Origin of the sequence: Tenacibaculum jejuense, assembly GCF_900198195.1 — a bacterium.
Classification (GTDB): Bacteria; Bacteroidota; Bacteroidia; order Flavobacteriales; family Flavobacteriaceae; genus Polaribacter; species Polaribacter jejuensis.
In genome coordinates this window covers 2,191,687-2,206,174 of record NZ_LT899436.1, presented here as the reverse complement: position 1 = coordinate 2,206,174, position 14,488 = coordinate 2,191,687, and the positions used below count along the sequence as shown (strand labels likewise).

8 protein-coding genes are annotated in these 14,488 nt (G+C 28.5%); 5 read left to right on the top strand and 3 right to left on the bottom strand.

The features are described from left to right. The first annotated feature begins 99 nt into the window (after positions 1-99). Positions 100-3,771 (top strand): phosphoribosylformylglycinamidine synthase, encoded by a 3,672-nt coding sequence (gene purL, locus AQ1685_RS09845; protein WP_095071712.1) that lies wholly within the window; start codon positions 100-102, stop codon positions 3,769-3,771. A 453-nt stretch (positions 3,772-4,224) separates the two neighbouring features. Beyond that, positions 4,225-4,617: a helix-turn-helix domain-containing protein gene (locus AQ1685_RS09840; protein WP_095071711.1), complete on the top strand. Its 393-nt coding sequence runs from the start codon at positions 4,225-4,227 to the stop codon at positions 4,615-4,617. 213 nt (positions 4,618-4,830) lie between these two features. Here AQ1685_RS09840 and AQ1685_RS09835 read toward each other — a convergent pair whose 3' ends face one another. Beyond that, on the bottom strand, positions 4,831-6,576 hold the full coding sequence (locus AQ1685_RS09835; protein ID WP_157730173.1) for a hypothetical protein: 1,746 nt from the start codon (positions 6,574-6,576) through the stop codon (positions 4,831-4,833). A gap of 242 nt (positions 6,577-6,818) precedes the next feature. Between AQ1685_RS09835 and AQ1685_RS09830 the strand changes: the two genes are divergently transcribed. From AQ1685_RS09830 to AQ1685_RS09820, 3 genes are read left to right on the top strand one after another with little or no spacing between them, the layout of a single operon-like run. Beyond that, complete coding sequence (locus tag AQ1685_RS09830; protein ID WP_095071708.1) at positions 6,819-7,334, top strand: RNA polymerase sigma factor; 516 nt, start codon at positions 6,819-6,821, stop codon at positions 7,332-7,334. Between the two features lie 54 nt (positions 7,335-7,388). Continuing rightward, positions 7,389-8,285 carry a FecR family protein gene (locus AQ1685_RS09825; protein ID WP_095071707.1) on the top strand — a complete coding sequence of 299 codons (897 nt, stop codon included), beginning with the start codon at positions 7,389-7,391 and terminating at the stop codon, positions 8,283-8,285. After that, the gene (locus AQ1685_RS09820; RefSeq protein WP_231970352.1) at positions 8,269-10,554 is read left to right on the top strand and encodes a TonB-dependent receptor plug domain-containing protein; all 2,286 of its coding nucleotides are present in this window, start codon (positions 8,269-8,271) and stop codon (positions 10,552-10,554) included. The genes AQ1685_RS09825 and AQ1685_RS09820 overlap by 17 nt, the downstream gene beginning before the upstream one ends. 62 nt (positions 10,555-10,616) lie before the next feature. On the opposite strand, the gene fabG is transcribed toward AQ1685_RS09820, so the two are convergent. Beyond that, a complete protein-coding gene (gene fabG, locus AQ1685_RS09815; RefSeq protein WP_095075049.1) occupies positions 10,617-11,363 on the bottom strand; it encodes a 3-oxoacyl-[acyl-carrier-protein] reductase in 747 nt (248 codons plus the stop codon). Between the two features lie 107 nt (positions 11,364-11,470). Beyond that, complete coding sequence (locus AQ1685_RS09810) at positions 11,471-14,452, bottom strand: M16 family metallopeptidase (protein ID WP_095071705.1); 2,982 nt, start codon at positions 14,450-14,452, stop codon at positions 11,471-11,473. Between the last annotated feature and the right edge of the window lie 36 nt (positions 14,453-14,488).

Genomic DNA, 14,488 nt, shown 5'->3' with positions numbered 1-14,488 from the left:
TTAAAGCGGCAAAATTTTGCCGCTTTTTTTATGCTTCTATTTCATCCAAAAGAATTAAATTTACACCCTTATAACAACACGTAAACACAACTTAACATAATGATTCATTTCTTTGGAAACACAAACAGCAAGGTTTTTGCTGTTCAAACAACAGAAGAATTAACATCTGAGACTATTGCAAAATTAACTTGGTTATTTGGTAATCAACCTAAAATAAACGTGGCGTCTATCGACGCCTTTTTTGTTGGACCAAGAGCAGCTATGATTACACCTTGGAGTACTAATGCCGTTGAAATCACCCAAAATATGGGAATTGATGGTATTGTAAGAATTGAGGAATTTAATGCTGTAGCTAAAGATTTTTCTGAATTTGATCCGATGATTTCTCAAAAATTTGAAAAATTAGATCAAGAAACCTATACCATAAATATTACACCTGAACCAATTGTAGCAATTGAAGATATTGCAGCTTATAATGAGCAAGAAGGTTTAGCTTTAAGTAGCGAAGAAGTTGAATATTTGAATGAAGTTTCTGAAAGAATTGGAAGAAAACTTACAGATTCTGAAGTTTTTGGTTTTTCACAAGTAAACTCAGAACACTGTAGACATAAAATTTTTAATGGAACTTTTGTCATAGATGGAGAAGAACAACCTACTTCTTTATTCAAAATGATTAAAGAAACTTCGAAACAAAATCCAAATGATATTGTTTCTGCGTATAAGGATAATGTAGCTTTTATAAAAGGACCTAAGGTTGAACAATTTGCTCCAAAAAGTGCAGATAAACCTGATTTCTACGAAACCAAAGAATTTGAATCTGTGATTTCATTAAAAGCAGAAACACATAACTTCCCTACCACTGTAGAACCATTTAATGGAGCAGCTACTGGTTCGGGTGGAGAAATTAGAGATCGTTTAGCTGGTGGTAAAGGTTCTATTCCAATGGCTGGTACAGCTGTATACATGACTTCTTATTCTCGTTTAGAAGAAAATCGTCCTTGGGAAAAAGCCATGGATGAAAGAAAATGGTTATACCAAACACCAATAGATATTTTAATAAAAGCTTCAAATGGAGCTTCTGATTTCGGAAATAAATTTGGACAGCCATTAATCTGTGGATCAGTTTTAACTTTTGAACATGAAGAAGATGCCAGAAAGTTAGGGTTTGATAAAGTAATTATGCAGGCTGGTGGAATTGGATATGGTAAAGCTGATCAAGCTTTAAAAGACACCCCTAAAGAAGGTGATAAAATTGTAATTCTTGGAGGTGAAAATTACAGGATTGGTATGGGAGGAGCTGCTGTTTCTTCTGCTGATACTGGTGAGTTTTCTTCAGGTATTGAATTAAATGCTGTTCAAAGATCTAATCCAGAAATGCAAAAACGTGCTGCCAATGCTGTAAGAGGAATGGTTGAAAGTGAAGAAAACTTTATTGTTTCTATTCACGATCACGGAGCTGGTGGACATTTAAATTGTTTATCTGAATTAGTAGAAGATACTGGTGGAAAAATTGATTTAGATCAACTTCCTGTTGGAGATCCTACTTTATCTGATAAAGAGATTATTGGAAATGAATCTCAAGAAAGAATGGGATTAGTAATTTCAGAAGAAAATTCTGAAATCTTAAATAGAATTGCAGAAAGAGAACGTTCTCCTATGTATACTGTTGGTGACGTTACTAACGATCATCGTTTTACATTTAAATCTAAAACTAAAGGTAATACACCAATGGATTTAGCTTTATCTGACATGTTTGGAAGTTCTCCAAAAACAATAATGACAGATAAAACAATCAATCGTAATTATAAAGAAGTTACATATTCTAGTGAAAACTTTGAATCGTACTTACATCAAGTTTTACAATTAGAAGCTGTTGCATGTAAAGATTGGTTAACAAACAAAGTAGATCGTTGTGTTGGTGGTAAAGTAGCTAAACAACAGTGTGTTGGACAATTACAAATACCTTTAAATAATGTTGGTGTTATGGCACTAGACTTTAAAGGTAAAGAAGGAATTGCTACTTCTATTGGCCACTCTCCAATTTCTGGTTTAATAGATTCTAGAGCAGGAAGTTTAAATTCAATTGCTGAAGCTTTAACGAATATTATTTGGGCACCTTTAAAAGATAATTTACAATCGGTTTCTTTATCTGCAAACTGGATGTGGCCTTGTAAAAATGAAGGTGAAGATGCAAGATTATACAAAGCTGTAAAAGCAGTTTCTGAATTCTCTATTGATTTAGGTATAAATGTTCCTACAGGCAAAGATTCTTTATCTATGAAACAAAAATATCCTAATGAAGATGTGATTTCTCCAGGAACAGTTGTTATCTCAGCTGCTGCAAATTGTAATGATATTACTAAAGTTGTAGAACCAGTTTTTCAACAAAATAAAGGAGATATTTACTACATCAATTTATCACAAGATAGTTTTAAATTAGGTGGTAGTTCTTTTAGTCAAGTTGTAAATAAGATTGGTAATGAAGTACCATCAATAAAAAATGCGGCTTTTTTCAAAAAAGCTTTTAATACTATTCAAGAATTAATTAAGCAAGAAAAAATTGTTGCTGGACATGATGTTGCTTCGGGTGGTTTAATTACTACTCTTTTAGAATTATGTTTTGCAAATACAAATACTGGAGCTAACTTAGATTTATCTGCGCTAAATGAAAATGATTCTTTACGTTTATTATTTGCTGAAAACTCAGGAATTGTAATTCAAGCAAGTGATAGTTCTATAGAAGATACATTAAAAGCTAATGCTATTGAATTCTTTAAAATAGGTTCAGTAACTGAATCTGACAGAATTAATATTAAGAATAACACTGATTTATATTCTTTATCAATTAGTGAATTAAGAGATGTTTGGTATAAAACTTCATATTTATTAGATCAAAAGCAAACTGCAAATAATTTAGCTGAAGATCGTTACCAAAACTATAAAAATCAACCTTTAACATATAGTTTTCCTAGTAATTTTACTGGTGAATTACCAAAAATAGACACTACAAAACCAAAACCTAAGGCTGCTATTATTAGAGAAAAGGGTTCTAATTCAGAAAGAGAAATGGCAAATGCCATGTATTTAGCTGGTTTTGATGTTAAAGATGTTCATATGACTGATTTAATATCTGGAAGAGAAACTTTAGAAGACATTCAATTCATTGGTGCTGTTGGTGGTTTCTCTAATTCAGATGTTTTAGGCTCTGCTAAAGGATGGGCTGGAGCATTTTTATATAACGAAAAAGCAAATACTGCATTAAAGAAATTCTTTGAAAGAGAAGATACCTTATCAGTTGGAATTTGTAATGGTTGTCAACTATGGATGGAATTAGAACTAATTAATCCAGAGCATGATATTCATGGAAAAATGATTCATAATGATTCTAATAAACATGAAAGTTCGTTTACATCTGTGAAAGTTCAAGATAACAACTCTATAATGTTATCTAGTTTAGCAGGAAGTACTTTAGGCGTTTGGATTTCTCATGGTGAAGGTAAATTTAATTTACCTAAGCAAGAAAACGAATATAATGTCGTAGCTAAGTATGCTTATGAAGAATATCCTCATAATCCTAACGGTTCAGATTATAACGTAGCAATGTTAACCGACAAAACAGGAAGACATTTAGTTACAATGCCACATATTGAGCGTTCTACATTCCAGTGGAATTGGCCATATTATCCTGAAGGTAGAAAAGACGAAGTTTCCCCATGGTTAGAAGCATTTGTTAATGCTAAAAATTGGATAGATAATAAAAATGATAATTAAGTAATTTAATTACATGATAAAATTCAGAGACACTATTATTAGTGTCTCTTTTTTTTTACAATTGTGAATAAATATACAGTTTACAAAGTTAAACTATTAGAGATTTAGGTGATTTTACAATTGTAACCTCTAATTTATATCTTTAATTATGCAATAAAATCAATAATAGCTAATATTAACTAATTAATGTTTGTAAACTAAGTATATTTACTAATTTAAAGTGTTTACAACTGTATTCTAATCCACTAAAAACGCATTTTTAAGTAGCTATAAGTATAATTTATAACTACACATTAACAAATTGATTAACAATATTTTATAGTTAGTTACTTAAAGTGATTTATAGTGCTAAACAGTGATTTTAACCATATAAAACAAGTAATTTTTTGCTAATCAACTGAGATTACTTACATTTACACTTGTAAACACTTAACACTAGTTTACATTTGTAAAATGATAGATCGTTTAAAATTTATTTTAGATCATTATAATCTAACGTCAACAAATTTTGCTGAAAAAATAGATGTGCCTAAGTCTAGTATTTCACACCTTCTCTCTGGTAGAAATAAACCAAGTTTAGATTTTATCATGAAAGTAGATAAAGCTTTTGATGAAGTAGATTTAGTTTGGTTATTGTATGGTAAAGGAAGTTTTCCAAAAAATAATGATGATTCTATCTCTTTATTTAATCAAGAATTAAATAAGAAACCAAAAACTGAAGCTATTTCAAAAAATAATTTTGACAATTCGGAAAAAAGTGATAACTTCTCAACTCTTCCCCCGAAAATCCTAACCAAAGTTATTTTACTGTATAGTGACGGTACGTTTGATGTATTTGACAAGTAATTCCCAATTGAATTACCGATTTAAATAATCCCCTAGAGAAATAAGCCTGTATATTAATACAGGCTTATTTACTTTATATAGTTAAGTATTTAATTCTGTAAAGACTAAAAAAGTCTATACCAATAAATCGGTATAGACTCTAAATAAATAAATATATCTAAAAATGGGTAAAAACTGTAGCCAACTAAAAACTACAGCATTGGCACAAAAATTCTAAATACATTCTCTTTCTAATTTCATTTCATGCATACCGTTTATTCCATCTACAAATAAATTTAATTTTTCATCTTCAAGAAGAATCACTTCATAAAAGTTAGTAATTTCATTACTCAAACCTTGAGATGTTAATAAGAAAACTACTCTATTCGTTCTTTCAGCTTTCCAAATTCCTACATAATAATCGGCTCCAAAAGCATTGTAAAATAAAAACGTTCCGTCTTGAAAGAATTTAAATCTGTAATTCGTGTAGTTAGCCGTTAAATTATTTCCTTCTTTGTTAAGGTCAACGATTTTCCACACACAGTTTAGCACTAAAAAATTTAATCGATCTACGTTTATATCACCAACTCCTGTACTACAATCTTTCTTTAATTTAATAGTTTTACCTGAATTACTTTGTATTAAAATATTACTATTGTTTATACTAGCTACAAAGTATTCATCTACTACATCTGTAAATACTGATGCAATATTTATAATTACATTACCAAATTCATTTCTCTCTACTGTCCAAGAGCCAGGGAATGTATTACTTCCGTCAGATATTTCAAAAGTTTCATCATTATTAAAATCAAACTTATAATCTATATACTGATCTGATAAATTTTCACCATTATTAATAAAATCACTTATTCCCCATTTACATCCTAGCAAAGTTTCTTTAACTTCCTCAACACTAAAATCTGGACAATTTTTTTCAATTTTCAAAATACTACCATCTTTGGTTATATCTAAAAACTTATCACCACATTCTAAAATTTCCCAGTCACCATTAAAATCATTTATTGTAGATGATAATCTCAGAATATTTTTATTATTTGAAGTTTCTACAGACCAATCTCCAAACCCTTCTATAGTTCCATTTTGGTTGATTGTAAAAGTAGAATCATCACTAAATCTAAAACTATAGTTTTCAAAAGACGCATTGTTGGAAAATGTTGTTATTTTCCACATACATCTCTCTAAACTTTGCTGTACAAAATCAACATTACAATAATCAGGATCATCGTCATTAAAGTTAAAGTCATCATCTTCATCACAGCTGTCAGCTGCCTGAATTATAGCATTTTCTAACTCCTGATTGTTATTTACAGAAATTATAGTTCCATCTGCTTTCACCAAACGAATTGGAAATTTAATACTTGCAATTGTAGATGCATTTAAATTTTTAAGAAAAGAAAAAAGATTCTCATCATTATTAATTGTCTTGGTATCAACAATATCAAAATCTGTATTAAAAACTGAAATGGAAATTGGATACATAAAATCGATACATTCTATGTCATCATCTTTTTCATTTTCGCCTTTACAAGAGTTCACTAATTCCTTGAACTCATTCTCATTATCTATCAGTATTTCAGCAAATTCGTTGGTAACTACTCGTATAGGATATTCTATATCAATTTTATCAATATCATCATTAAAACGATCAAATATTTCTTCAATTACTTGATAATCTTCTATGGAATTGATCTCTACTCCAGTTCCATTAACTACAACAAATACAGGTAATTTAATTTCTAAACAATTAGCTTTATCAATAATATTATCAATAGAACCATCATTAGATACTGTATCTGTTATTAAAGTTGTTAATGTAGAATTTACAGTTAGTTTTGTAGTTTCGTTGTCTTGCGCACTTGAAATTTCAATCACTTCTTTTTGACAAGATGACATCATAATTATCATAAAGAATCCAAAAAGAAAAAAAGTTAAAAAACGATTATATGTTATATTCATGTAGTATATTAATGTACAAGTACGTAAATCCATTTTAAAAAAAGCAAACTTAAAATTACAGACTAATATTTCAACAAAAAAAGTAAAAGTTTATTTTACTAAAAAATTATACAAAGAGCAGTTAACTATTAAAAATCAATCTTGTAACTTTTGTTTGCTCAAATATATAACAACATACTAAAAAAAAATCCTACCTTCGTAAACGTTTTTTTTAATTTCAGAAAAATTGTGATTAAACTTTAATGGAAAAAAAGCTACATAAAAATATTTGTAACGATAATCTTTTTTCTTCGTTTTTTAATAAGCATTACAAAGACCTATATAACTTTTTGTATTACAAGTTTGGTGATAAATTGAATCCTGAGGATAAAGTTCAAGAAGCTTTTTTGAAAGTGTGGCAAAATTGTGGAAGAATTACTCCTGATAAAGCCAAAAGTTTTTTATTCACAACAGCAAATAATTTAATGCTAAATCAAGTAAGTCATGAAAAAGTGAAATTAAAATATGCAGAAACTCCACAAAGAAGCAGCACAAATGAATCACCTGAATTTGTTTTAGAAGAAAAACAATATATGGATAAAATCCAAAGAGCCATTAGTAATCTAACTGAAGCACAACGAGTTGCATTCTTACTGAATAGAGTTGAAGGAAAAAGATTTAAAGAAATAGCTGCAATTCTAGATATATCAGTTAAAGCTGTTGAAAAAAGAATATATGGAGCATTGAAAAAATTACGACAAGATATAGAAGGTTTATAATTTTTATGGGTAGGAATTTTTACTTCCTACTTGTTATACTAGTGTAGATAACATATGGAAAAAACTGACTTAATAAAAAAATGGTTAGATCATAGTCTTACCCCTGAGGAGTTTGAAAATTTTAAAGCTCTTGAAGATTATGATGAATTGATTAGAATTTCTAATAGTCTTAAACAATTTAAGTCTACAGAAGATATTGATCAAAATAAGGTTTTACAATCTGTAATTACAAGTGATAAAAAAACCAAAAAGTTTAATTTTATTAATGTATTTACTAAAATAGCAGCAATTTTTGTAGTAGCTTTTGGTACTTATTATTTTTTATTTAACGAAAATAACACCACAATTAGTACTGGATATGCTGATAAAACCACCACTACTTTACCTGATGCATCAGTTGTTGAATTAAACGCTGTTAGTTCTATAGATTTCAACAGAAAAAGTTGGAAAAATAATAGAGAAGTAAAACTGAAAGGCGAAGCTTTTTTTAAGGTAGCTAAAGGATCAACTTTCAAAGTAATTACAGATCAAGGTATTATTTCTGTTCTTGGAACTGAGTTTAATGTAAAAGTAAGAAACAATACTTTTCAAGTAATTTGTTATGAAGGATCTGTAAGTGTGGACTTTAATGGAACATCAGCAAAATTATCTCCTGGTGACTCTTTCAAATCGGGTTTACTTAATAAACAAAATACTAAGCAAACTCTACCATCTTGGATGAAAAATGAAAGTGAATTTTCAAGTGAACCTTTCATAGAAGTTATAAAAGAATTCGAAAGACAATATAATGTCAATTTCAAAATAAATAATATCAATACTCAACAATTATTTACTGGTAAATTTAATCACAAAGACCTAAATTTAGCTTTAAATTCAATAACTTTACCTTTAGATTTAAGTTACTCAATACGAGGAGATGAAATTATTTTGAAAAGTGAAAATCCTCAATAAGTTTTTTTTTGTTTTATTTATTTTTAATGTAAACATATTCATTTCTTTTGCACAAAATGAAAATGTAACTCCACTTGCGAAAATTTTAAAAAGTCTAGAGAAAAAATTCAATATTAGTTTTTCTTATGCTGATAAAACTATTCAAGATATTTCTTTAAAAACTTTAAAATTTCCTAAGACCTTAGAACAAACTATTAGTTATTTAGAAGAGAAAACTAATCTTGAGTTTAAAATACTGAATGAAAGATTTATTATAATAAAAAACAAAAATTCTGAAAATATCTTGTTTGAGAACTTAGATGAGATTTCTGTACAAGGATATTTAACTTCTGGTATATCAAAGAACAATGATGGATCTATTAGTTTAAAAACCAATAAATTAGGGGTTTTACCAGGTTTAATAGAGCCAGACGTTTTACAAGCAATTAATGCCTTACCTGGAGTAGTTAGTGTAGATGAATCTATATCTAATCTCAATATTCGAGGAGGAACTCACGATCAAAATTTAATCCTTTTTGATGGAATAAGAATGTATCAATCTGGTCATTTTTTTGGATTAATCTCAGCTTTTAATCCACATTTAAAATACAATATTACATTATCAAAGTCAGGTAGTAGCGCTAAATATGGTGAAAGTATTTCTAGTATTATTGATATGAAATTGCCTAATCAAATTACAAATAAATTTGAATTAGGTTTAGGAATGAATTTATTAAACTTAGATATATTAAGTACAATTCCCTTAAAGAAAAATATTGAATTACAAATAGCAGCAAGAAGATCTACTACTGATTTTTTAAATACTCCAACTTTTGATCAGTACTTTAAAAGAGCTTTTCAAAATTCTGATTTACAATCTATTTCAGATAACAATAGTACTATAATAAAAGATGAAAACTTCAAATTTCATGACTTTTATGGAAAATTAATATGGGATATTGAAGATAAGCACCAATTAAGATTTGTGCTTTTAAACATAGAAAATGATTTAACATACAATGAAACTCTTACGAATCCTGATAGAGATGAAGAATTAATGAGTGAATTAAATCAAAGTAATATAAGTTCTGGTATAACATACATTGGTAATTGGAGTGATCGCTTTAAGTTTACAGCACAAGCATTTTTTACTTCTTATAATTTATTTTCTATTAATGCTAATATTGTGAATCAGCAAAGTTTAACTCAAGAAAATGAAATTCAAGATAATGGATATAAGTTCGATACTGAGTTAATTATTTCCCCAAATACAACATGGTCTAATGGATATCATTTTTCTCAGATTGCTATAAGTAACTTAGAAAAAGTTGATGATCCTTTTTTCAGAAGATTCATTAAACAAGTACTCATTACACATTCTATATATAGCCAATTAAATTATTCCTCAGATAACTTTTACATAAAAGGAGGTTTACGAATTAATTATTTCGAAAAATTTAAACGCTTTTCTTTTGAGCCAAGACTTGCTTTAAATTATAAGTTTCATGAAAACTTTAAATTTGAATTTACTACTGATTTTAAAAGTCAAGGAACATCTCAAATTATTGATTTACAAAATGATTTCTTAGGAATTGAGAAAAGAAGATGGGTTTTAGCTAATGAAAGCACACCTATAATTACCAGTCAACAGTATGGTATAGGAGTATTTTTTGAAAAGGATAATTGGTTGATAAGTACTGAGACTTACTACAAAAAAGTAAATAATATTAGTAGTAGAAGTCAAGGTTTTCAAAATCAATTTCAATTGATTAATGACATTGGTGATTATGAAGTAAAAGGAATAGACTTATTGATTCATAAAAAGTTTAAAAATGTGAAAACCTGGTTGAGTTATAGTTATACAAAAAACGATTATATCTTTGAGAATTTAAATAATGCCAAAAGTTTTCCTAATAATGTAGATATACGTAATGTAGTTAGCTTAGATGGAACTTACACATATAAAAATTTTGATTTTGCTTTAGGATTTAATTGGCATTCTGGAAGACCATTTACAACTCCTAATGGTGTTAGTTCTACAGGGAACAGTATTAATTATGACCCTCCAAATAGTAGTAGATTAAATAGTTATCTACGTTTAGATGCATCTTTAAATTATAATTTTAAAATAGGAAAATCGAAAGCTACGGCAGGTGTTTCTGTCTGGAATATTTTAGATAAACAAAATATATTAAACACGTATTATGATGTCGATGATGGTACAATATCTAAAATAGATAATGTTTCTCTTGGTTTTACTCCTAATTTTAGTTTTAGAATACAGTTTTAAAATAAAAAAAACTGTCAAAAATTAAATTGACAGCTTTTTATTTATGATTAGTTTTTTACTTTCTAAGTAAGCATTCCTCCATCTACCGATAAAGTCTGACCTGTAATATAAGCACTCATATCAGAAGCTAAAAATACACAAGCATCAGCAATATCTTTTGGAGAACCACCTCTTTTTAATGGAATTTCATTTCTCCAACCTTCAACTACTTTTTCATCTAACTTTGCAGTCATTTCAGTTTCTATAAACCCAGGAGCTACAACGTTGCTACGAATATTTCTTGAACCTAACTCCAAAGCTACAGATTTTGAAAAACCTAAAATACCGGCTTTAGAAGCAGCATAATTTGCTTGTCCTGCATTTCCTTTTAATCCAACTACAGAACTCATATTAATGATAGAACCTTTTCTTTGTTTCATCATAGGGCGAATTACTGCTTTCGTTAAATTGAATACAGATTTTAGATTTACTTCAATAACTTTATCAAAATCATCTTCAGAAATACGCATTAATAAATTATCTTTTGTAATACCAGCATTATTTACTAACACATCGATACTACCAAACTCTTCTAATACATTTTTTGCTAACTCTTGTGCTGCATCAAATTCTGCTGCATTAGATTGATATCCTTTAGCATTTACGCCTAATTCTTTTAATTCATTTTCTAATGATGTTGCAGCATCTACAGAAGAATTAAATGTGAAAGCAACATTTGCTCCTTGTTTAGCAAATTCTAAAGCTATTCCTCTACCAATTCCTCTGGTAGCACCAGTAACTATTGCTGTTTTATTTTCTAAAAGTTTCATTTGGTCGAATTTTAAAGCATCAAATATAAATGATTTAGTCATACGAATAAAAAAAGCACTCAATAAAGAGTGCCTTGATATTTAATTAATATTTTAATTACTGATTTTTAAAGTTTTACCTTTTTAGCCTTTTCATAATTAAATAAATGATCAACATCTAATTCTTTTACTTTACCTAATTTTGACAACGATTTAAAATCAATATCCTTTTTGTTGGCTAAAACCATAATATTATAATCTTGTCCTTTAATATTATTATCAAAAAAGTCTTTAAGATCTTTCATAGTTAAATTCTTGATAGCATTATAAACTTCTTCTCTATTATCATTTGTAAATCCTCTCTTTTTTAATGACTCATATGTCCAGAAAATTCTGGTATCGTTAATTCTCTGAGCAGCAATCTTTTTTAAAGCAGCATTTTTAGCAGCATTAAATTGTTTTTCAGCTTCAGGCATATTATTCATTAAATTCATCATAGCATCAACAGCATCTGGTAATTTATTTGCTTGAGTTCCGATGTAAGCATAAACATAATTAGGCTTTCCTTTTTCTGAAGCATTACTATAAGAAGAAAAAGCTGAATATGCCAGTGATTTAGATTCTCTTATTTCTTGAAATACTATAGATGATAATCCACTACCAAAATAAGTATTAAAAAGTGTAGAAACAGCCATTTTCTGTGGATCGAACTCCTCTCCTTTTGCTAAAAATAACATTTCTGCTTGTACCATATCATAGTTTACGAAATACACATTATCTCCAGTTTTAGCATATTCGTATGATTTTTTTTCTGGATAATCTTTTAACTTTTCTACAATTGAATGGTTATTTTCTAAAGCGGATTTTGCTTGATTTAAATCTTTACCATAATAAAAAACTCTATGCTTATAATTCTTTAATTCTTTAACTAATGAAACTAACTCTTCAGGATTAAAACTATTTAATTCTTCTATAGTATATATGTCTCTCAAACGAGAATTTTCTCCATATTGGCCATAATTCCATAAACCACTCCACATAATTTGTCCTTTACTCAACTTATTATCATTACGTTGTTTCGCTAGTTTATCTATATATTTTTTATACGTTTCTTTATCTGCTTTTGCATTATTCCATAAATCTTCTAATAAAGCTAAACCTTTATCTAAATTTTCTCTTAGACCAGATAAATAAACGTAAGAACGCTCTGCTCCTGCACTAACTCCATAGTTAATTCCTAGCTTATAAAACTCTTTTTTAAGATCTTCAGGAGAATATTTCTCAGTTCCTAAATACTCTAAATAACCAACTGCAATTGGTAATTTTTTATTGTGATCTTTACCCATATCAAAAATGATATCTAATTCAGCTAGATCATTATCAGTATTTTTGATGTATTCTATTTCTAAACCATTAGAAATTTTACTCTTTTGAATTTCGCTTTTGTAATCTATATATTTTGGAGATAAATCTTCAGATTTCATAGTATTTACTGATGTAACAAAATCTGATACTTTTTCTCTATTTAATTTATTGGGAGTAATTTTTGGTTTAGGAACTTTAACTAAATTATCTACTTTACCTTGTCTCTTATGAACAATTACATAATTTTCTTTATAAAAGTCGTTTGCAAAAGCAACTAAATCTTCTTTTTTAATCTGCTTTAATTCGTTTAAGAATCTAACTTTATCACCCCAATCTTGAAAATGAACAAAAGCTGAAACATATTGGTAAGCAACCGAAGAAGCATCTAAGTTTTGACGAACTTGATTTAATTCAAAGTTTTTTACTACTGCATCAATAATCCAATCTTCGAATTCTCCCTTTTTAATTCTTTCTATTTCTCCTAAAACTAGTTCTGTAGCTTCTTCTAAAGTTTGATTATTCTTTGGTGTAACATAAAATTGATGTAGACCATAGTCATTCATAAATTCAGTGTAACAACCCGCACTTTGAACTTTTTGTTTTTGATTTAAATTTAAATCTATTAAACCAGCTGTACTATTACTTAATATATAATCTATTACAGTTAAATATTTTTCATCTTTAGAACCAATTCCTTTACTTCTAAAAGCGATGTTAGTTCTGGCTGTTTCTGGTCCTGTTACCTCTTTTATTATAGGTTTTTCAATTGCTATTTCTTGTGGTCGTTCAGGATAGGTAACTTCTTTAGATTTCATACCTCCAAAAGCGGCATTAACTTTTTGAATCGTTTCTTCAAACTGTAAATCTCCAACTAAAATAACAGCCATATTATTAGGCACATAATACTTATTAAAGTAAGCATGAATTGCTTCCATAGAAGGATTCTTTAGATGATCTGAAACTCCAATCGTAGGTTGCTGCCCGTAAGGATGATTAGGAAATAAAGCATCCATTAAAGTAAAGCTAGACCTTCTAAAGTCACTATCTTGAGATATGTTATATTCTTCATAAACAGCTTCTAATTCCGTATGAAAAAGACGTAAAACTAATTCACTAAAACGTTCACTTTCTACCTTCAACCATTTATCTAGTTCATTAGCTGGAATTTTGTTAGTGTAAACCGTTTCCTCATGCCATGTCCAAGCATTTGTTCCTTCGGCTCCCAAACCACTTATCATATTATCATATTCATTAGCAATAGCTAGCTTTGAAGCTTCATGAGAAACTTTATCTATTTCTTTATAAATTTCTAATTTCTTCTTTGGATCTTTTTCAGCTTTATGCTTTTCGTATAAATCTGAAATTTTTTGAAGCTCTACTTTTTCTTTATCAAAATCTACAGAACCTATTTTACTTGTTCCTTTAAATAGCATATGTTCTAAATAGTGAGCCAAACCAGTATTATCTGAAGGATCATAGACTGAACCAGCTCTTACAGGTATAAAAGTTTGAATTTTAGGTTCTTTAAAGTTCTGAGCTAAATACACTTTTAAACCATTATCAAGTGTATATAATCTTAAACCGGTAGGGTCATTAGTATAACTTACATAGTTAAACCCATTGTTGTCTTTCTGATTTTCAACTTTTACTTCGTTAGTTTTTGAGGAATCATTAGATGTTTCCTTACAGCCAATAAAAAGAACGGCTACTATCGAAGCAATGAAGAGTTTATTCATTTTTTTCATTGCTTATTGTTTATTAGATTAAATTATATGGTAACA

Bases quoted from the DNA above. Each gene is read 5' to 3' on its own strand.
- purL (WP_095071712.1), top strand. From the start codon at position 100: ATGATTCATTTCTTTGGAAACACAAACAGCAAGGTTTTTGCTGTTCAA.
- AQ1685_RS09840 (WP_095071711.1), top strand. From the start codon at position 4,225: ATGATAGATCGTTTAAAATTTATTTTAGATCATTATAATCTAACGTCA.
- AQ1685_RS09835 (WP_157730173.1), bottom strand. From the start codon at position 6,576: ATGAATATAACATATAATCGTTTTTTAACTTTTTTTCTTTTTGGATTC.
- AQ1685_RS09830 (WP_095071708.1), top strand. From the start codon at position 6,819: ATGGAAAAAAAGCTACATAAAAATATTTGTAACGATAATCTTTTTTCT.
- AQ1685_RS09825 (WP_095071707.1), top strand. From the start codon at position 7,389: ATGGAAAAAACTGACTTAATAAAAAAATGGTTAGATCATAGTCTTACC.
- fabG (WP_095075049.1), bottom strand. From the start codon at position 11,363: ATGAAACTTTTAGAAAATAAAACAGCAATAGTTACTGGTGCTACCAGA.
- AQ1685_RS09810 (WP_095071705.1), bottom strand. From the start codon at position 14,452: ATGAAAAAAATGAATAAACTCTTCATTGCTTCGATAGTAGCCGTTCTT.